Origin of the sequence: Streptomyces sp. B15, assembly GCF_018070605.1 — a bacterium.
Taxonomy (GTDB): domain Bacteria; phylum Actinomycetota; class Actinomycetes; order Streptomycetales; family Streptomycetaceae; genus Streptomyces; species Streptomyces smyrnaeus.
Window position 1 is genome coordinate 13,410 of record NZ_JAGPXJ010000069.1, and the last position, 20,585, is coordinate 33,994.

At 69.2% G+C, this 20,585-nt stretch carries 14 protein-coding genes; 10 read left to right on the forward strand and 4 right to left on the reverse strand.

The window, feature by feature from the left end; translation table 11 throughout:
• Positions 1 to 6: 6 nt before the first annotated feature.
• Both KBY19_RS26005 and eccE read right to left on the reverse strand, forming a co-directional pair.
• Complete coding sequence (locus KBY19_RS26005; protein WP_099884699.1) at positions 7 to 711, reverse strand: hypothetical protein; 705 nt, start codon at positions 709 to 711, stop codon at positions 7 to 9.
• Positions 711 to 2,090: a type VII secretion protein EccE gene (eccE, locus tag KBY19_RS26010; protein WP_210966824.1), complete on the reverse strand. Its 1,380-nt coding sequence runs from the start codon at positions 2,088 to 2,090 to the stop codon at positions 711 to 713. The genes KBY19_RS26005 and eccE overlap by 1 nt, the downstream gene beginning before the upstream one ends.
• Positions 2,091 to 2,339: 249 nt before the next feature.
• Between eccE and eccB the strand changes: the two genes are divergently transcribed.
• The 6 genes from eccB (at position 2,340) to KBY19_RS26040 (ending at position 9,886) form a co-directional block, all read left to right on the forward strand.
• Positions 2,340 to 3,854 carry a type VII secretion protein EccB gene (eccB, locus tag KBY19_RS26015; protein WP_099884704.1) on the forward strand — a complete coding sequence of 505 codons (1,515 nt, stop codon included), beginning with the start codon at positions 2,340 to 2,342 and terminating at the stop codon, positions 3,852 to 3,854.
• 14 nt (positions 3,855 to 3,868) lie between these two features.
• Positions 3,869 to 5,176: a type VII secretion-associated serine protease mycosin gene (gene mycP, locus KBY19_RS26020; protein ID WP_099886821.1), complete on the forward strand. Its 1,308-nt coding sequence runs from the start codon at positions 3,869 to 3,871 to the stop codon at positions 5,174 to 5,176.
• Positions 5,177 to 5,400: 224 nt separating this feature from the next.
• Positions 5,401 to 5,913, forward strand: coding sequence for a hypothetical protein (locus KBY19_RS26025; RefSeq protein WP_143674920.1), 513 nt, complete (start codon positions 5,401 to 5,403; stop codon positions 5,911 to 5,913).
• Between the two features lie 1,944 nt (positions 5,914 to 7,857).
• The gene (locus KBY19_RS26030; RefSeq protein WP_247691434.1) at positions 7,858 to 9,030 is read left to right on the forward strand and encodes a S8 family serine peptidase; all 1,173 of its coding nucleotides are present in this window, start codon (positions 7,858 to 7,860) and stop codon (positions 9,028 to 9,030) included.
• A 63-nt stretch (positions 9,031 to 9,093) separates the two neighbouring features.
• Positions 9,094 to 9,474, forward strand: coding sequence for a WXG100 family type VII secretion target (locus KBY19_RS26035; RefSeq protein ID WP_099884710.1), 381 nt, complete (start codon positions 9,094 to 9,096; stop codon positions 9,472 to 9,474).
• A 100-nt stretch (positions 9,475 to 9,574) separates the two neighbouring features.
• The gene (locus tag KBY19_RS26040) at positions 9,575 to 9,886 is read left to right on the forward strand and encodes a WXG100 family type VII secretion target (RefSeq protein ID WP_099884712.1); all 312 of its coding nucleotides are present in this window, start codon (positions 9,575 to 9,577) and stop codon (positions 9,884 to 9,886) included.
• A gap of 137 nt (positions 9,887 to 10,023) precedes the next feature.
• Here KBY19_RS26040 and KBY19_RS26045 read toward each other — a convergent pair whose 3' ends face one another.
• Both KBY19_RS26045 and eccCa read right to left on the reverse strand, forming a co-directional pair.
• Positions 10,024 to 10,290 carry a DUF397 domain-containing protein gene (locus tag KBY19_RS26045; protein WP_099884714.1) on the reverse strand — a complete coding sequence of 89 codons (267 nt, stop codon included), beginning with the start codon at positions 10,288 to 10,290 and terminating at the stop codon, positions 10,024 to 10,026.
• 93 nt (positions 10,291 to 10,383) lie between these two features.
• Entirely contained in the window at positions 10,384 to 14,355 is a 3,972-nt protein-coding gene (gene eccCa / locus KBY19_RS26050) for a type VII secretion protein EccCa (RefSeq protein ID WP_210957484.1), read from the reverse strand.
• A gap of 306 nt (positions 14,356 to 14,661) precedes the next feature.
• On the opposite strand from eccCa, the gene eccD reads away from it, so the two are divergent.
• From eccD to KBY19_RS26070, 4 genes are all read left to right on the forward strand, one after another.
• Positions 14,662 to 16,188 (forward strand): type VII secretion integral membrane protein EccD, encoded by a 1,527-nt coding sequence (gene eccD, locus KBY19_RS26055; RefSeq protein WP_099886823.1) that lies wholly within the window; start codon positions 14,662 to 14,664, stop codon positions 16,186 to 16,188.
• Positions 16,189 to 16,282: 94 nt separating this feature from the next.
• On the forward strand, positions 16,283 to 16,573 hold the full coding sequence (gene rpsO / locus KBY19_RS26060; protein WP_016470189.1) for a 30S ribosomal protein S15: 291 nt from the start codon (positions 16,283 to 16,285) through the stop codon (positions 16,571 to 16,573).
• Between the two features lie 329 nt (positions 16,574 to 16,902).
• Positions 16,903 to 19,155 (forward strand): polyribonucleotide nucleotidyltransferase, encoded by a 2,253-nt coding sequence (locus KBY19_RS26065; protein ID WP_099884717.1) that lies wholly within the window; start codon positions 16,903 to 16,905, stop codon positions 19,153 to 19,155.
• The gene (locus tag KBY19_RS26070) at positions 19,152 to 20,546 is read left to right on the forward strand and encodes a pitrilysin family protein (RefSeq protein WP_210966825.1); all 1,395 of its coding nucleotides are present in this window, start codon (positions 19,152 to 19,154) and stop codon (positions 20,544 to 20,546) included. Before KBY19_RS26065 ends, KBY19_RS26070 begins: the two co-directional genes overlap by 4 nt.
• Positions 20,547 to 20,585: the final 39 nt, after the last annotated feature.

Here is a 20,585-nt window from a genome sequence, read left to right on the forward strand (position 1 = left end):
CGGAGGTCAGTCCAGCCGGCGCGGAGTCCCCAGCAGTCCCGACTCCGCGTCGGTCGGCTGCGTGAGTGCGTACTGCCTCTCGCGCCGTGTGCACCACAGCGTGACACCGTCGCCCAGGGTGGAGAGCGCCTCCACCTCCTGCTGCGGCAACTGCATGACGCGCCCGATCTGCTGTGCCTCGTCCGGAGAGACCCGCTGAATGCCGACCAGCGACGCTCCGCGCAGCAACCGGGGAGCGACGGGGCTCAGATACGGCAGCAGCGTCAGTACGGACTGCCACGGCATGGAGGCGACACGGCCGCGCGGCGGACGCATGCCGCAGTCCCGCACGACCAGCACCGGACTGCTCACCGTGGGGCCCATGGGCGGCACCCGCCCCACGTCGTAGAGCGTGATGCACTCCTGGCCCGCTCCGGCCGCCTGCACGAGGTTCGTCCACACCTGGGCCCGGCCGGTCTCCACCGCGACCCGTGTGCCCGCCCCGGCCAGCCGCAGCGCCAGCACCTGGGCCGTCCACAGTCCGCCGATGAGCACCACGTCGTACGGGGACGGATGGTGGAAGCCGACCACCTGGGGGCGGCCCTCCGCGTCGTTCCCGACCACCACGCCGTCGTCCCCGATGGGCAGCGACAGCGCGCCCAAGTGGTCCGCGTACACGGCGTGCTCCGTACGGCGCGGACCCAGCAGCCCTTGCGTGTAGCGGCTCGCCATCAGCGCACACCCCCCAGCGGCAGCGTCGCGAAGGCGCCGGGCAGCTGTTCGCGGTCCAGCCGCACCAGCCCGACCCGCGCCGAGCGGGCGGCCCGCTCCAGATGCCGTCGGGCCGTCGCCAGTTCGTTGTCCGAGCGGCCCGTCAGACGTACATGGCCGCTGACCGTGACCGCGCTGCGGCGAGCCGAGCGGCCCAGCGTCATGCTGAACGTGGTGGTGAACGTCGGAGCGGAGGTCAGCAGCGCCACCAGCCGTGGAAGCGGGGTGGCGGCACGGCCCAACTCCGGCCAGCGGCCTACGCCGTAGGTGGTGTGCCACCGGTCGTCGCACCGCCAGGCGCGCGTGGACTCGGCGGTGCGCCGCGCGGGCGTCGCGTCGGGCCGGCTCGCCCTGGCCGTGGCCGCCGGGCTCACACAGGCGGATGTCGCGACCGCGGCTATCAGCTCCTGCTCGTTGAGCACCGTGGCCACGAAACCGGCGCCCGTCACCCGGCTGGCCAGATGATCCGCGGCACGCACCAGGCAGCGCTGCGCGCCCTCCAGACCGCCGCCGCGTGCCTCGACCGCCTCGGGGGACAGCTCCGGATCGAACTTCAGCGCCACCCAGGTCAGCCGCAGCGCGGGCGACCCGGTCTGTTCCTGCAGCGGCGCGTAGCTGCGCCGCGCCACCGACTGGTCCGGCAGATGGGGCGCGGGAGCCGGTTGCACGTGCTGCACCACCTGGACGGACTCCAGTGCGATGCCGTCCACGTCGAGCGCGTCGTGCATCAGCTCCAGCGGCAGGGCGCGCGCGCCGAAGGCCGGGCGCAGCGCGCTGGGAGCGGCCTCGATGCGCACCAGAGCCGTCAGGAACGTGCCGTCGCCCAGCATCCCTATGGTGCGCCGCTTCTTGTCGACGTAGGCGTATGTGCGCAGCGCCGGAGCGCACTCCACCAGCGGGAGGAAGCCCGCGTCGACCCGCTCGCCCTCCTCGTCCAGCACCATCGCGGGCGTCAGTGGCTGGGCCGCCGCGCGCCTGCGGGCCCGTAGCGCCAGCAGCGTGCTGAACCAGTCGTGGACCGAGCGGTGATGCCTGCGCATCACCGCCAGGGCCACCAGCACGGCGGCGACCACCACGCCCGGCACCAGCAGCAGCCGGTCGACGGCCGCAGCGATCAACAGCACCGCACCGGCCAGCTCCAGCAGCACCAGTTGTTGCAACTGGAGCGGTCCCAGGCGGCTCGTACGCGACTCGGTCCGCAGGGCTGTCGAGGCGGGGACCCGGGGAGCGGGGCGGGAGGCCGCGGATGCGGACGCGGCGGCTCCCTGGCGCCGGGACGCACCCGGCCCAGAGCGGCTCGTGGCGCCGGCCGCACCCCGCGCCCGCGTCGCAGATCCCATCCGAGAAGGCCCCCTCATGTCCGAATTCGCCCCACTCGTCGGGGGCGTTGGGCGGGCGATCACGATACCGGAGCGGCACAAGGCAATCCCCAACCGGCATAGTAGGGGCCCGGTCCGACAATCGGCAGCGCCCGCGGGCGTCGCGCGGACCGGTGAGCGGTACCGTTCCGGACCGGCCGGGGCCGTCACGGCCCCCCAGGCCGGACGGTGCGGGGGACAGCAGGGACTTCAGGGGAGCGTCTTTCACTCATGGCATCACGGCGCGACGAGCTCAATGCCTACACCTTCGCGAAGAAGCGCTTGGTGGCGGCGTTCCTCCAGCCGTCACCGACAGGCACCGAGGAGGGCGCCCCCCGCCCGCTGCGCGGCATCCTGCCCGGCATCGTCGTCGGTGTGCTGATCCTCGCCGGATTCGGCGCCTGGGGCATGTTCAAACCGAAGGCCCCCGAAGGCTGGGACACGCCCGAGGAGAAGGTCATCATCGGCTCCGAGTCGACCACCCGCTACGTGGTCCTCAAGACCGACGGGAAGGCCCAGCTCCACCCGGTGCTCAACCTCGCCTCCGCCAAGCTGCTCCTCGACCCGGGCAAGGGAGAGGTCGTCAAGGTCGACGAGAAGGTCCTCGACAAGGGCGACATACCGCACGGCGCCACCCTCGGCATCCCCTACGCGCCCGACCGCCTCCCCGAGGGCAAGGAAGCGGGCGAGAAGAAGCGCTGGGCGGTCTGCGAGCGCCCCAGCCAGGGCGACCGTGCCGTCCAGAAGGCGGCCTTCGTACTGGCCGACCGCGACAAGAAGAAGGTCGAGGGCGCCAACCGGCTGCGCGGTGGCGAGCTCATCTTCGTCCAGGGCCCCGACGACCGGCTGTACGTCGTCGACAAGTCCGGCCGCAAGTACCGCATCGCGCACGACGAGACGCTGCTGCGCATCCTGGTGGGCAACCGCAAACCCCAGCGCGTCTCCCGCGAGTGGCTGGCCACGCTGCACACCGGCCAGAACATCTCCTTCCCGCAGGTCCCCGGGCAGATCGGCGCGGACGCCGGTGTCCCCGGTCTCGACCCGAGCACCAACCTGGTCGGCACCGTCATCCAGTCGACGTCCGGCAACCACATGCAGCACTACGTCGTGCTGTCCGGCAAGGTCCTGCAGATCAGTGACTTCATGGCGCAGCTGCTGCTCTCCTCCAAGCAACTGCTGCCCCTCAAGCAGAACGGCGAGGCGATCAAGGTCAACGCCAGCGCCTTCTCACCGTCCGGCACCTTCGGCGACACCCTGAAGTGGCCCGAGGAGAAGAGTTACGCCGTCAACTCCGCCAGCACCCGCTCCGGCAGCCGCAACGTCGCCTGCAACGTGCTGCGCAAGGTCGACGGCAAGAGCGGCGCCACCACACTCACCACCTGGGTGGGCAAGGAGTTCCCCGAACAGCTCCCCGCCGGCACCTCCAGCGCCTACGTCACGCCCGGAACCGGACAGCTCTTCCGCCAGTTCAAGGGCCGCAGTCCGAACGTCGGCGGCATCTTCCTGGTGACCGACACCGGACTGCGCTACGCGATGCAGAACAACACCGACAGCGAACAGGGCGAATCGGGTATCGGCGACGACGGCAAGAAGTCCGAGCGACAGCAGGCCGAAGGCCAGAACGCGCAGCGCAGGCTCGGCTACGAGAACGTCAAACCGGCGCCCGTTCCCGCCGAATGGGCCGCGTTCCTGCCCACGGGCCCGCGGCTGTCCACCGGTGACGCACTTCAGCCGCAGGGCTCCTGAGGGTGGTGACGACGATGACCAGGACCACCGAGGCGAGGCGCGGCACCGGACCGCGTCGGCTGCGGGGGCTGCGCCGACTGGGCGCGGTCGCGGCGGCGACAGCCGTCACAGCCTCCACCCTGACCGTCACCGCAGCTCCTCCGGCAGCCGCGGACGCCAGCACGCAGTGCAGCTTTCCCGCCAAGCCGTTCAAGGGCCGCCCCTGGTCGCTGCAGCGGGTTCTGCTCAACGAGCTGTGGCAGGACACCGATCAGGGCGCAGGAGTCCGGGTCGCCGTCATCGACACCGGCGTCGACATCGACAACAAGCAACTCAAGGAAGCCGTCGACGCCGAGGCGGGCAAGAACCTGCTCCCCAAGAAGCCGAAGAAGGACGTGGAGACGGGCCGTGCCACGCCCCGCGGCAAGGCCAACGGCACCACCGACGAGGTCGGGCACGGCACCAAGGTCGCCGGCATCATCGCCGCACGCCCCGCCGACGACACCGGCTTCGTGGGGCTGGCGCCGAAGGCCACGATCATTCCCATCAAGCAGAACGACGCCAACGGCAGCGGCACCGCCGCCACCCTCGCCGACTCCATCGACTACGCGGTTCAGGCCGACGCCGACATCATCAACATCTCCCAGGACACGGCCGAGGCCCTGCAGCCCGACTCCTCGCTGGAACAAGCGGTGCGGCGCGCCGTGCAGGCGGACGTCGTCGTCGTCGCCTCCGCGGGCAACGACGGCCTGGGCGGCAAGAACAAGGCAACCTACCCGGCCTCCTACCCGGGCGTCCTCGCGGTGGCCGCGTCCGACCGCAACAACGAGCGCGCCCCCTTCTCCCAGGCCGGTGACTTCGTGGACGTGGCTGCTCCCGGCGTCGACATGGTCTCCACCGTCCCCAAGGGTGGTCACTGCGTCGACAACGGCACCAGCTTCTCCGCCCCCTATGTGTCGGGCGTCGCGGCACTGCTCCGCGCCAAGCACGACGAGGGCCGCGACAAGTGGTCCCAGCAGAACATCGTCGCCCAGATCGAGCAGACCGCGGAGCGCTCCATCCCCGGCCACGACCGCCTCGTCGGCTGGGGCGTCGTGGACCCGGTGGCAGCCCTCACCGAGGACGACAAGCGCATCGAACGCCCCGTGGCCAAAGAAGGCGTCGAAACGGGCAAGAAACCCACACCGGCCAAGCTCCAGCTCGGCGAAACCGAGCAGGAACGCAACGAGAGGCTGGGAACCTACGTCCTGGTAGGAGGCGGCACCCTCGTCGCGGTCATCGCGGGAACTTCCCTGGTCTACCGCGACTGGCGCCGTCGCAAGCGCCCGGCGGCCACCCGCTGACGGGCCACCGCCCGCCGATCCGCCGGTGTCACAGGCGGCTGGTAGAAAAGAGGTATGTGCCACACGCGTGCCACACGTTACGGTCCTGCTACGAGCAACTGTCAGCGGCCTATTTGCAGTTGGAACGGGCTGCACCCAGCTACTACAGTGACGTGAGCGCTGCCCGACCGGACCACGAAGACCGTCGGGCAAGCGGATGAGAACCGGGCAGAAGGGGGGAGCCCATGGGACAGCTGGGGCCGGACGGCAAGGAGATGCCACCACCAGTCCCGTCATCGGGGAAGGTGTCGTCGTCGTCCCCGAAGGGGGACCTGGAACGGCGTGCTGAAGCGCTGAAGAAGCTGAAGAAGCGGATCGACGGTGTCATCTCGGAACTGGACACCTCTCCTGCGGCGAAACACAAGGTCTCCTGCAGGCGCGTCACCCGGAAGTCGCTCAGCGGGGAGAGCATTCCTTACACGGAAGCCGACGACCTCTTCGCCAAGTACAGCGAGGTGCACGAAACCCTCACACTCCTCTCCTCCAACCTCCGGGATCAGATCGACGCGACGGGTATCGCCATCAAAGGCGCCGACCGCGGCTTCGACAACCTGGAGGAGGACGAGAAGCGCCTCTTCTGGCAGATCCAGGCCCGGGTGGAGGCGACGGAGAAGAAGCTGAAGTATCCGGACGGCGAGGGTGACGCAGGGCCCAAGGACGACAAGCCCGAGGGCAAGTCCGAGAAGACCGGCCTCTGATCGGCTGGCATATGCCCGGAACCAGGAGGACGCATGGGCGGCAAGGGGAACAACGAGCCGGTCGACCCTTTCACAGGGAAGGGGTACTCGGCTGATGAGATGCCGAAAGACCCCACGCTTCCGGCAGAATTCAGCCCTTTCCTTCCGCCTCCCACGACGACGCGGAAGCCCGAACTCTTCCGTGCGCCCGGCGCCGGCCCCTTGGCCCCGCCGGCTGCTGGCTCGGCCGGGAACACGGACTTCGAGCCCTACCGTCTCAACCAGATGGTGGATCTCGTCGAGGACGCCTCTCCCCAGGACCTGGAGGATGTCGGCGACGCCCTGTGGGACGCTGCCCGCTCCATCAGGAAGGCCGAGGAGGAGCTGAAGACCTACTTCGACGAGGTGGAGTCCGAGTGGGAGGGCGAAACGAAACAGGAGTTCTCCAAGTGGGCCAAGAGCCTTCGCCGGGAGACTCTCAAGCTCAGTGAGTACGCGGGAGCTGCGGGCACGCAGCTCAAGGCCGCGGGCTTCGGTCTGTCCATGGTCAAGTCGTCGATGCCGAAGCGGGACCCGGAGGAGGACAAGGTCTACGGGCCCTACCTTCCTCCCAAGATCACCAGCAAATCCAAGCCTGAGGTACGCGAGCGCGAGAAGAAGCGCCAAGAGGCCATTCAGCAGATGAACAAGCTGAGTTCCTACTACAACGTGGCCCTCGCGAACATCCAGGTCGCGGAGAAGAACAAGCCGACGTTCGGGACGATGCCGCATGTGGGAGTGCCGCCAGCGTCCAGGCGCGAGTCCTCAGAGCCCGGCCCCTCCGGCGGGGGCGCTACTGGCGGTGTGGGCGGGCCGCAGTCGGCTTCGGCTCCTTACGCAGCAGGAAGTGCTCCACCTGACGCGTCCGGGAACGAGGTATTCATCCCAGCCGGCGACGGAGCGGTTGGCAGGACTGGTGCCGTCGTACCGCCCTCTGTTCCCGAAAATCCTGTCTACCCGGACATGTCGGTTGCCACGAATATCGACAGCGCCCCTCCCGCTCCTGTGGCGCAGCCGATGGATCGTGCTCCTTCGCCTCACCTGCCTCCGGCCCCCGGTCAGCCCGGCCTGCCGCCCGGTGGTGGGCCTCCCGGCCCCGCTCCCGCTTACGTCCCGCCAGGTAGTCCGCCACCTCCCGGCCGGGTGGGCCCCGGCGGTCCTCCCCAGCAGCGTCCGTTCGTGCCGCCGCCTACGAACACGGGTCGTACCGGGCCGACAGGCCCGAACGGTCCCGTTGGGCGGCCGGGGCCGATGAGGCCAGGACCCGTCGGCCCGATGATGCCCGGGCTGACAGCCAGGGAAGCGGGCAACAACGGGCCGCGTGGGCTCGGTCGCCCTGGGATGATGGGGGTTCCCCCCACAACGACGGGAGGCCCGAACACTGGTGGACGTCCCGGTGTCGGTCGAGCCGCCCAGCGCGGCGGAATCGTGGGCGGTACCCCGACCCAGCCGGGCCCGGGCTCGAACTCGTCCGGCTCCGGTGTACCGAGGGGGACGGTCGTCGACGGACAGAACGCCGCAGCGGCCCGGCGTCCGATGGGCATGGTTCCGCCAGTAAGCGCTCTGGGTGCAGGGGGAGCAGCAGGCAATGGCGGTGGGCGGAATGCGGCGGGTCGGAGGAGAGCAACGAACCGCGATGGCATCGTCGGGGAGCCCACCAACGGTGACACTGGGCAGGACCGTGATTCGCGAGAATCCACGCCTGGAGGCGGGGGCCTGGTTATTGGAGGGGAGCCGGTCACTCCTGAAGACACCCCCCGCCAGGGGACGCGGCGCCCGGACTACTTGACAGAAAACGAACAGACCCGGCCGGGCGCACAGCGTGGCAGCGTTCCGCCAGTTATTGAGTAACCAGTGAAGATGACGATGACGACAGCATCACGGAAGCCGCGAATGAGGCGCCGTCTCTTCACTGGACTCGCTGCAATGGGGGCTTGGGCAGTTTCATTCACCGTATTGGCACCCGTCGCCGGCGCCGACAGCGTCCAATCTCAGCAGTGGTATCTCAAGCCGATGCAGGCTGAGAAGATGTGGAAGGTCGCCACAGGTGAAGGAATCAAGGTGGCCGTTGTCGACACCGGTGTCGACTCTTCCACTCCGTCACTTCGCGGTCGAGTTCTTCCAGGGAAAGACGTTTCAGGGGCGCCAGGAGACGAGATGCGCGATGACGCCGGTCATGGGACAACGATGGCCGAAATCATCGCGGGTTCCGGGAAAGGCGGAGCCCTGAAAGGGCTCGCACCGGACGCGAAGATCATTCCTATTAAGGGTAACCTGAAGGGCGTTCCAGAGGCCACAAAGGACGCCAGTGGCGCCAAGGCCATCAGAGCGGCCGCCGACAGCGATGCCCAAATCATCAACATGTCTTTCGGTGGCGCGCCTCACCCGGCTTTTAAAAAGGCGCTCGACTATGCCACGAAGAAGGGCAAGCTGCTACTGGCCGGCACGGGGAATGATGCCAAGAAAGGGAACCAGGAGAATTATCCCGCTGCGTATCCGAACGTAGCTGCCGTGGCGTCGATCGACAAGACCGGCAGGGTTGCCGAATCCTCCACTTACGGCGAACAGACAGATCTTTCGGGACCGGGCGAGGGGGTCCCGGTACTGTGTGACGGAAAGAAGCAGGCCTATTGTCCGCGCGGTGGTACGAGTGCTGCCACCGCCATTGCCTCCGCCTCCGCCGCCCTGATCTGGTCGCACCACCCGGACTGGACCGCGAACCAGGTCCTTCGCGTGCTGTTGAAGACAGGTGACCTGGCGGACAAGCCCAGCATTTACGTAGGACACGGGGCCGTCCGCCCTCGCATGAACCTTCTGGAGGGCAAGGGCGATCCCGGTGATCCGGACATCAGTCCGCTCACCGGTGAGCGGACCCTCAACACCAAGTCGAAGGAGTCGGGTTCGGATGCCAAGAACTCCGGCAAGGGCTCCGGCAAAGACGACTCGAACAAAGAGGCTGCCCCCGACAAGGTGAAGGTGGCAGACTCCAAGGCCGAGGATGACGGCGGCAGTTGGCTTCTCCCCGCCATCGGCATCGCAGCGGGAGTCATCATCCTCGGGGGGTGCGGCTTCGCGGTTGTACGTATCCGGCGGAACTAGTGCGGAACGGTTCCGCGTCTTCAAGGCGACTCGTTCAAGGATCGACGAAGGGACGGAAAGGTCATGGCCGACCAGAAACTCAGCGATGATCAACTCGATAGCAAGCAGAAGGCTCTCATCGAGAAGATCGGAAACATCAACAGCCAGGTGCGGGGGCTGCAGGGTGTCATCGACGCCATCGAAGGCCAGTGGCAGGGCATCGGTGCGCACGCCTTCGACGTGAAGCAGAACGAGATCAACAATCGAATGAAGGAAATCAACAACCTCCTGGCCTACTTCCTGGAAGGGATCCAGGCCACCCGGAAGAAGTCCGGGGCGAACGAACTCGACATCGCACAGGCCCTCAAGGGTGTCGATGTGGTTGACGGCGGCGGCTTGGGCACGGACGCGTCCGGGCAGTCGGTGTCGAAGCTCGACATGTACTCGCCTCCGCCTGCTCGGTGAATCGGGCGCCGCATCGAAGGCGCTGCACAGGGGCTTATGAGCTGAGGGTCGCATGGGGCGGCCTCAACAAGCGGCGGAACAACATGGCACTGGAGACAAAATGCCAAAAGGGTACCAGGACGGGCTGAAAGTAACTTATGCCAGCCTGGATGAGGCGGCCACGTCCATCGAGGGCTTCGCGAAGACGCTGATGGAGGACCTGGGGGACATCCGCAAGCAAGTCGCGTCCATCTCCGAGGCGTGGGAGGGCGAGGCGCAGACCGCCTACAAGGAAGCGATGCGCAAATGGGACACGAAGAGCCAGGCTGTTCAGCAGGCTCTGACCGAGATCGTCAGGGTCATTCGGCTGGGTAGGGACGGCTACCAGGAGACCGACCTGGCGTCCGCGAGGTGGTTCCACCCCAACGGGTAGTGGTACTCCCCTCCGCGCGGCGGAGCTGAGAGCTGAATGGGAGGGGTGGGCGCAGTGGGCGCCCACCCCTCCCATTCGCAGTGCGGGTGCAGCAGTACGGGTGCGGCGGAGCTCGACGAAGCCGCCACCCTGCCGACTCAGTCCTGAGGGGCGGCTGCCCCGTTCCGTGGCGCCGGCTCCAGGTCGAATTCGCCGTCGCGGGCGCCCAGTACGAACGCCTCCCACTCGGCCGCGGTGTAGCGCAGGACGACGTCGGGCTCTTTCGAGTTGCGCATGGCGACGGCGCCGCCGGGCAGATGGGCGATCTCGACGCGTTCGTCCTCCGGGCTGCCGGGGGCGCTCTCCCAGACCGCGTCGGAGATGTCCATGGCGTACAGCTCTTCCTTTTCCTGCTGAGTACCCACAGCAGTGCTCCTTCCTCCGGCATCCGGCTTCGGAGTGTCAGCCTACGTGGACGCGGCGCTACCGTGCGCCGCGTCCACGTGTTCGGCCCCGGCTCAGGTCTCGTCCGGCATCCATCCCAGCTGCACCAGCGGCGTGCCCCGCTTGCGGGAGACGAAGAAGCCGCGCCCCGGGGGCATGGGGCGGGGGCGGACGTTGCCCAGAAGGTCGCCTTCGCTCGGGTCGCCGGACAGCACGACGCCCTGGGCGCCGAGTTCCTTGATGCGGGTCATGAAGGACTCGAACATCGACCGGGAGGCGCCGGCGGCGCTGCGGGCGATGATGAAGCGGACGCCGACGTCGCGGGAGAAGGGCAGGTGCTCGGTCAGAACGGCCAGCGGGTTGCCGCTGGAGGTGGCGACCAGCTCGTAGTCGTCGACGACGATGAAGATCTGCGGGCCCGTCCACCAGCTGCGGTCGCGCAGCTGCTGCGGGGTGACGTCGGAGGACGGGGCGCGGCGGTCCATCAGATCGCGGAGCGCGTTCATATGCGTCTCCATCGTGTTGGACATTGGCGCGTACTCCAGCAGATGGCTGTCCGGGATGGCGCCGAGCAGGGAGCGCCGGTAGTCGCCGACGACGATCTTCGCCTCGTCGCCCGAGTACCGCTCGGTGATCTGCTTGACGAGCAGCCGCAGTAGCGCCGTCTTGCCGGACTCGCTCTCGCCGAAGACGAGGAAGAACGGGTCGGTCTCGAAGTCGACGAAGACCGGCTCCAGGTTGTTCTCGTCGATTCCGAAGGCGACGCCGCGCTCGGGGTGTGCGCCGCCGCCGGGGAGGCGGGCGGCCGGGAGTTCCCTGGGCAGCAGCCGGACCTGGGGTGCGGGGTCGCCCTGCCAGTGGGCGCTGACGGCGTTGCACATCTCGGCGCTGGCGTCGGCGAGTTCGTCGTCGGAGCCGATGCCGTCGATGCGCGGGACGCCGGCCATGAAGTGCAGCGCGTCCATCGTCTGGCCCCGGCCGGGTACGCCGGCCGGGACGTTGGCGGCGACCTTGCGGTTGAACTCGGAGTCCATGGTGTCGCCGAGCCGCAGCTCCAGCCGGTTCATCAGCAGGTCCTTGAGGGCAGCCCGTACCTCCATGTTGCGGGAGGCCGTGACGACCAGGTGGACGCCGTAGCCGAGACCGCGGGCCGCGATGTCGTTGACGATGTCGCCCAGGCCCTCGTAGTCGTTGCGGAAGTTGCCCCAGCCGTCGATGACCAGGAACACATCGCCCCACGGCTGGTCGGTGATCTCACCGCGGGCGCGGCGCCTGCGGTAGGTCGTGATGGAGTCGATGTTGTTGGCGCGGAAGTACTCCTCGCGGCGGTTGAGGATGCCGTAGACCTCGGCGACGGTGCGCCGTACCCGCTCCGGGTCGAGGCGGGAGGCGATACCGCCCACGTGCGGCAGTCCGGAGACGGCCGACATGCCGCCGCCACCGAAGTCCAGCCCGTAGAACTGCACCTCGGCGGGGGTGTGGGTGAGGGCGAACGCCGAGATCAGCGTGCGCATCAGGGTGGACTTGCCGGACTGCGGTCCGCCCACGACGAGCATGTGGCCGGCGGCGCCGGAGAAGTCCAGGTACAGCGGGTCGCGGCGCTGCTCGAACGGCTTGTCCACGAGTCCGACCGGCACGACGAGCCGCCCTTGCCGCGGATAGTCGGTGGCGGTCAGGCCGCGGCCTTCCACGGGCGCGAGCGACGGCAGCAGCTCATCCAGCGGCGAGGCGTTGTCCAGCGGCGGCAGCCACACCTGGTGGGCGGGGGTGCCCTGGCCCTCGATGCGGCGTACGACCACGTCGAGCACCGTGTCGGCGAGCGCGTCGTCGTCGGCGCCGGTGACGGGCTGTGCGGGCACGGGTGCCGCTTCCGGGTCGGGCGCCGGCAGGGGTACTTCGGCCGCGGTGAACAGGACGGGGCGCCGGCCGGGGGCCAGCGGGCCGGCGGGCAGGTCGTCGCTGCCCGCGCGGTAGACACCGGAGACGTAGGCGGCCTTGAAGCGGGTCATCTCGTCGGTGCCGAACTTGAGGTAGCCGGAGCCGGGCACCGAGGGCAGGTGGTAGGCGTCGGGGACGCCGAGCGCGGCACGGGACTCGGCGGCGGAGAAGGTCCGCAGACCGACCCGGTAGGAGAGGTAGGTCTCCAGTCCGCGCAGCCGGCCTTCCTCCAGGCGCTGCGAGGCCAGCAGCAGGTGCACACCCAGGGAGCGGCCGATGCGGCCGATCTGGATGAACATGTCGATGAAGTCCGGCTTGGCGGTGAGCAGTTCGCTGAACTCGTCGATGACCAGGACGAGCGAGGGGATGGGGGAGAGCGGGGCGCCGGCCGCGCGGGCCTTCTCGTAGTCGTGGATGTTGGCGTAGTTGCCGGCGTCGCGCAGCATCTCCTGGCGCCGGTTGAGCTCGCCGCGGATGGAGTCGCCCATGCGGTCGACGAGGGTCAGGTCGTCGGCGAGGTTGGTGATCACGGCGGCGACGTGCGGCATATGTGCCATGCCGGCGAAGGTGGCACCGCCCTTGAAGTCGGCGAGGACGAAGTTCAGCGTCTCCGAGGAGTGGGTGACGGCCAGGCCGAGCACCAGGGTGCGCAGCAGTTCCGACTTGCCGGAACCGGTCGCGCCCACGCACAGCCCGTGCGGGCCCATACCGTCCTGCGCGGCCTCCTTGAGGTCGAGCATCACCGGCTGGCCGTCCTCACCCACGCCGATGGGCACCCGCAGCCGCTCGGCCTGCGAACGCGGTCGCCAGGTGCGGGAGACGTCCACCGAGGCGGCGTCACCCAGATTGAGCAGGTCGGTGAACTCCAGTTTGGCCAGCAGGGGTTCGTCGCCGTCGTCGCCGGAGCCGACCCGCAGCGGTGCGAGCTGCCGGGCTACCGCCTCGGCCGCCTGGTAGGAGAGGGAGTCGGGGGTCCCGTCGTAGACCATGCCCTGGCCCGATTCGAGCCGCAGGGTGCGCGGCTGGACGACGACGGACAGGCCGCCGCGTGCCACGTCGATGTCGCCGGGGACGATCTCGACGATGGTGACCCCCTGCAGGCCCTCCTGAGCGGCCAGCAGCGAGTTGGGGAGCACCGTTGTGCCGTCCAGGACGACGACGATGTGCGGCTGTTCCAGCACCGTCTCGGCGGCGGAGCTGAACCGGGGCCGGCCCTCCAGCCGGGCGGCGAGCAGCTCCTCCAGTTCCAGGGTGTCGTTGACGATCAGCCGGCGTGCCCCCGCGCCGTCGGACTGGTCCTTGGCCTGGGCGTGCGGCAGCCACTTGGCCCAGTCCCAGGCGTCGTAGGACTCGCGGCCCGCGGCGACGGCGATCACCAGGTCGTCGGGGGAGTGCGTCGCGGCGAGTGAGCAGAGCATGGCGCGCGCGGAGGCGTACACCGAGTCGGGGTCGCCGCTGACGGTCATGTGGTAGAAGGCGCGCAGCGACACGGCCATCGGGAGCCCGTCGACGGTGGCGTGGGTGTTGATGAACTGGTGCATCGCGCCGACCGTCAGCGGCTCCAGCTCGTCCACCGGTGCCGTCTCCGGGCTGATCAGCGGGGTGGCCAGCTGCTGCACACCGAGCCCGACGCGCACCTGTCCGAAGTCCACGTCGGAGGGGCGCCGCTCCCACACCCTGCTGCCCTCGGCCACCAGGGACCACAGCTGGTCGGGCGCGGGGTGCAGATAGAACTGGGCGTCGCGCTGTTTGAGTGCCGTCTTGCGGACGGTGCGGCGGGTCTGCGCCAGATATCTGAGATAGTCGCGCCGGGACTGCGCCATCTCGCCCTGGGTGCCCCGACGCATCCGGACCACCATGGCGATGACCATGGTGAGCGTCGAGAAGAGCATCAGGACGCCCATGATCTTCATCATCGGGTGCGAGTTCATGCCGGGCATGAGGAAGTACACGCTGGAGCCGCCCATGCCGAGCATCGGCAGCAACTGCATCCACATGCCCTCCTGCTGCCCCTTGGGCAGCTCGGGCGGCGGCTCCAGCCTGAGCTCTGCTTCGGGCACTTCGGGGGGCAGTGCCCGAGGCGGACGCTTGACGACGATCTGGGTCACTCGCGCACCAATTTCCCTTGCGTTCCCTTGCGTTCCCTTGGGGTCCCTGCGGCTAGGTTCCCTGCGTCCCTGGTGCGGAAGGGACGGTCGGTGCAGGCACCCCGTGGCGACGGTCCCCTCAGGACGGTCCCCCTCCGCGGCTGGCGATCCTAGTGGCACAGTGAGTTGACCGGGAGCGGTAGGGTGTCGCGCGCTGCCGCGATGACCGCGGCGCTGCCCGGCGGGCTTTCGAGCACAGCCCGGCACACCGACGCCCAGCACACTTTCGAGCAGGTGCCCAGCAGGCTCTTCGAGGGGGACACACAGGTGAGTACGACGGCTTCCGCCGCGGCCACCGGATCCGGCGGGCAGCCGGGCTCCGGCGGTGCCCGAGGTGCGGCCGGTCCGTCCGGCCGGGCGGCCGGATCGGCACTGGACACCGGCTTCTGCCGGGTGACCATCGTGGCACCGGACAGCCGGATCGACGTCGCGCTCCCCGAGGACATCCCGGTCGCCGATCTGTACCCGGAGATCCTCCGGCTCTCCGGGCAGAGCCCGGCGCAGGGCGCGCCCGTCGGCTACCACCTGGTGCGCCGCGACGGCACGGTCCTGGACAGCTCCCGCTCCTTCGCGGCCCAGCGCATCCTGGACGGCGAGGTGCTCAGCCTGCGCCCGTTCGCCGAGTCGCTGCCGCCCGCCGTCTTCGACGACGTCTCCGACGCGGTCGCCTCCGCGGTCACCCGCGACCGCCGGCTGTGGGGCGACGACATGCTGCGCGCCGCCGGACTGATCGGCGGCGGTGTGCTGCTGGCGCTGATGGCGGTCGTGCTGTGGTTCTCCGACCCGGCCGGGCACGACATGCACGGGCTGGCGGGCGTCCTGGCGGCCGTCACCGGGGTGCTGCTGCTGGCGCTGTCCGCCGTACGGGCCCGCGTCTACGACGACCGGCCGACAGCCGTCACCCTGGGCCTCGCCGCCATGCCGCACCTGATGGTGGCGGGCAGCGGCCTGCTGCCCCTGGAGGACGGGCTCGGCATCGGCAGGCTCCAGTTCCTGCTCGGCTGCGTGGCCGTGCTGCTGGGAGCGGCCCTCCTGGTCGCGCTCACCCCCAACGGGGACGGCCCGTTCGTCGCCGCCGCCTTCACCGCGACCGTCGGTACCCTGATCACCTTCATCGCGATCGTCACCGAACTGCGTCCGGTGGAGACGGCCGCCATCTGCGCGCCCGTCGCCGTCGGTGTCCTCGCGTTCCTTCCGGGCCTCTCGACCCGCTTCGCGCGGCTGCCCATCGGCTTCGAGGCCACCCGCACCCGGATGAGCGACTACGACAGCGACCCGGACGCCGCACCGCAGACGCAGGGACCGATCGACGCGGAGCGGATCGCGGCCCAGGCCCGGCGCGGCCACGAACTGCTCGTCGGCCTGGTCGGCGGTTGCGCGGCGGTGGTCGTCGTCTCCAGCGCGGTGCTCAGCTTCTCCTCCTCCGGCTGGGGACAGCTGCTCACCCTCGCCACGGGCATCGCCATGCTGCTGCGCTCCCGTCTCTTCCGCTACACCTCACAGGTCAGCAGCTCCCTGGTCGCCGGCCTGGCGGCGCTGCTGCTGCTCGGCACCGGGCTCGCTGTGGACTTCCCCGCCGACGGTGACGCGGTGCGCACCGTGTGGCTGAGCGCTGCGCTCGCCGTCACCGCGCTGCTGGCCGTCGCCATCGGGCTGACGGTCCCCAACAAGGGTCTGACCCCCTTCTGGGGCCGGTTCCTGGAGATCCTGGAGACGTTCTTCCTGCTCACGCTGGTGCCGCTGTGCCTGGCGGTGATGAACGTCTACTCGGCGGCCCGCAGTCTCACCAGTTAGCCACTGATACCCTGTACCGGCCTCCCGAGTATCGAAGCCTCCCCTGTGAAGAAGACCAGGGGCGCTCGGCGGCTTGCAACCCTGAGGAGTACGAGTGTCGTCTCTCGACGCCGCGACGAAGAAGCAGATCATCTCCGAGTTCGCCACCAAGGAGGGTGACACCGGCTCCCCCGAGGTCCAGGTGGCGCTGCTCTCCCGTCGCATCAGCGACCTGACCGAGCACCTGAAGACCCACAAGCACGACCACCACTCGCGCCGTGGCCTGCTGCTGCTGGTCGGCCAGCGTCGCCGCCTGCTGCAGTACCTCGCCAAGAAGGACATCCAGCGCTTCCGTGCGCTGGTCGAGCGCCTCGGCATCCGCCGCGGCGCGGCGGGCGCCCGCTAGTACATGACGAAGGGAGCGGTTCCCGGACCCGGGGGCCGCTCCCTTCGCCGTATCGCAGTACGGCCGCTCCCCATATCGCAGTACGACGGCCTCTCGCGGAACGTGGAAGCTTTGTAGTCTTGTCACGCGAGACAAAGCCGTAAGACATCACTGACAGCATGAGGAGGAGCGCACCCGAGACGCCGGTCCTCGGTAGTGGCCCCCGGAACCGCGGAAACCCCGCGGAGGCACCGGGAGCTTCGATCGAAGACCGGCCCGCACCGGGAGCGCTCCTTAAGCACACAGTCCGCCGCGGACGAGCAGCGGACGCAGACGAGGAGATATTCCTGGTGGAGAACGAGACCCACTACGCCGAGGCCGTCATCGACAACGGCCCCTTCGGCACCCGCACCATCCGCTTCGAGACCGGCCGCCTCGCCAAGCAGGCCGCCGGTTCGGCCGTGGCCTACCTGGACGACGACACCATGGTGCTGTCGGCCACCACCGCCTCGAAGCAGCCCAAGGACCAGCTGGACTTCTTTCCCCTGACGGTCGACGTCGAGGAGCGGATGTACTCCGCGGGCAAGATCCCCGGCTCCTTCTTCCGTCGTGAGGGCCGCCCGTCCGAGGACGCGATCCTCACCTGCCGCCTGATCGACCGCCCGCTGCGCCCCTCCTTCAAGAAGGGCCTGCGCAACGAGATCCAGGTCGTCGAGACGATCATGGCGCTCAACCCCGACCACCTCTACGACGTGGTCGCCATCAACGCCGCCTCCTGCTCCACGCAGCTGGCGGGCCTGCCCTTCTCCGGCCCGATCGGCGGCACCCGTGTCGCCCTGATCAAGGGCCAGTGGGTCGCTTTCCCGACCCACACCGAGCTGGAGGAGGCCGTCTTCGACATGGTCGTCGCGGGCCGCGTGCTGCCCGACGGCGACGTGGCCGTGATGATGGTCGAGGCCGAGGCCACCGAGAAGACCATCGAGCTGGTCAAGGGCGGGGCCGAGGCACCGACCGAGGAGGTCGTGGCCGCCGGTCTGGACGCCGCGAAGCCGTTCATCAAGGTGCTGTGCCGGGCGCAGGCCGACCTCGCCGCGAAGGCCGCCAAGCCCACCGGCGAGTTCCCGATCTTCCTGGACTACCAGGACGACGTCCTGCAGGCGCTCAGCGAGGCCGTCCGTGACGAGCTCGCCCAGGCGCTGACCATCGCGGCCAAGCAGGAGCGCGAGAACGAGCTGGACCGCGTCAAGGCGCTCGCCGCCGAGAAGCTGCTCCCGCAGTTCGAGGGGCGCGAGAAGGAGATCTCCGCCGCCTACCGCGCGCTGACCAAGTCCCTGGTGCGCGAGCGCGTCATCAAGGAGAAGAAGCGCATCGACGGCCGCGGCGTCACGGACATCCGTACGCTGGCCGCCGAGGTCGAGGCCATCCCGCGGGTGCACGGCTCGGCGCTGTTCGAGCGCGGCGAGACCCAGATCCTGGGCGTCACCACGCTGAACATGCTGCGCATGGAGCAGCAGCTGGACACCCTCTCGCCGGTGACCCGCAAGCGCTACATGCACAACTACAACTTCCCGCCCTACTCCACCGGTGAGACGGGCCGCGTCGGTTCGCCCAAGCGCCGCGAGATCGGCCACGGCGCGCTGGCCGAGCGTGCGCTGACGCCGGTGCTGCCGACCCGCGAGGAGTTCCCGTACGCGATCCGGCAGGTCTCCGAGGCGCTGGGCTCCAACGGCTCGACATCGATGGGCTCGGTCTGCGCCTCCACCATGTCGCTGCTGAACGCCGGTGTGCCGCTCAAGGCCCCGGTCGCCGGTATCGCCATGGGCCTGATCTCCCAGGAGATCGAGGGCGAGACCCACTACGTGACCCTCACCGACATCCTCGGCGCCGAGGACGCGTTCGGTGACATGGACTTCAAGGTCGCCGGCACCAAGCAGTTCGTCACGGCCCTCCAGCTCGACACCAAGCTGGACGGCATCCCGGCCTCCGTGCTGGCCGCGGCCCTCAAGCAGGCCCGCGACGCTCGGCTGCACATCCTCGACGTGATGAACGAGGCCATCGACGTCCCGGACGAGATGTCCCCGAACGCGCCGCGGATCATCACCGTGAAGATCCCGGTGGACAAGATCGGCGAGGTCATCGGCCCCAAGGGCAAGATGATCAACCAGATCCAGGAGGACACCGGCGCCGACATCACGATCGAGGACGACGGCACCATCTACATCGGTGCCGCCGACGGTCCGGCCGCCGAAGCAGCGCGCGCCACCATCAACGGCATCGCCAACCCGACGATGCCCGAGGTCGGCGAGCGCTACCTGGGCACCGTCGTCAAGACGACCACCTTCGGCGCCTTCGTCTCGCTGCTGCCCGGCAAGGACGGTCTGCTGCACATCTCGCAGATCCGCAAGCTGGCCGGCGGCAAGCGCGTGGAGAACGTCGAGGACGTCGTCGGTGTGGGCCACAAGGTCCAGGTCGAGATCGCCGAGATCGACCAGCGCGGCAAGCTCTCGCTGATCCCTGTCATGGACGAGGCCGAGTCCGACAGCGGCTCCGCCGCGGGCTCCGAGACCGGCTCCTCCGACACCGAGGACGAGACCGCGAAGTGACGCGTACGTTCCGTACGACGGCCCGCCCCGCCACCCCGGCAGGGCGGGCCGTCGCCCGTACCAAGACCCGCACCCGGACCCTGATCCCGGGGCAGAACGGCGCGGGTACCGTCCGCAAGAGCGTGCTCCCCGGCGGACTCCGCGTGCTCACCGAGACCCTGCCGACGGTCCGCTCCGCGACGTTCGGCATCTGGGCGCATGTCGGCTCCCGTGACGAGACGCCCGCGCTGAGCGGTGCCACCCACTATCTGGAGCATCTGCTCTTCAAGGGCACCGAGCGGCGCAGCGCGCTGGAGATCTCCGCGGCGCTGGACGCGGTGGGCGGCGAGATGAACGCGTTCACCACCAAGGAATTCACCTGCTACTACGCGCGGGTCCTGGACGCCGATCTGCCGCTGGCCATCGATGTCGTCTCCGACATGCTCACCAGCTCCGTCATCGACCCGGACGAGGTCGAGTCCGAGCGCGGCGTCATCCTCGAAGAGATCGCGATGACGGAGGACGACGCGGGCGACTGCGTGCACGATCTGTTCGCGCACACCATGTTCGGCGACACCCCGCTGGGCCGCCCCGTGCTGGGAACCGTCGACACCGTCAACGCGCTCACCCGCGACCGGGTGGCCCGCTTCTACAAGAAGCACTACGACCCCACCCGGCTGGTGGTCGCCGCCGCCGGAAACCTCTCCCACGAGAAGGTCGTACGGCAGGTGCGGGCCGCCTTCGACCGGGCGGGAGCCCTGGAACGCACCGAGGGCGCCGACCCGGTCGGCCCTCGCTCGGGCAGCCGCACCCTGCGCACCAGCGGTCGCGTCGACTTCCTCGACCGGCCGACCGAGCAGGCGCACCTGGTGCTCGGCATGCCCGGCGTCTCCCGGCACGACGAACGCCGCTGGCCGCTCGCGGTGCTCAGCACCGCGCTCGGTGGCGGTATGAGCTCCCGGCTCTTCCAGGAGATCCGCGAACGGCGCGGCCTGGCCTACAGCACGTACGCCTACACCTCCGGCTACGCCGACTGCGGCCTCTTCGGGATCTATGTGGGCTGCCGCCCCAGCCAGGTGCCCGACGTGCTGAAGATCTGCCGTGAGGAGCTCGACAGCGTCGCACGGCATGGGCTGAGCGACGACGAGGTGCGCCGTGCCGTCGGCCAGCTGTCCGGCTCCACGGTGCTCGGTCTGGAGGACACCGGGGCGCTGATGCACCGCGTCGGCAAGAGCGAGTTGTGCTGGGGCGAGCAGATGTCCACGGACGACATGCTGGCCAAGATCTCCGCCGTCACCCCTGACGACATCCGCGAGGTCGCCCGCGACGTGCTGGACCGGCGCCCGTCGGTGGCCGCCATCGGGCGGCTCACCGACCGCCAGACAGCTCATCTCCACGAGGCCGTAGCCTGACGACTCGGGCGTCACCTCCTCCTCGATCACGTCTCACGT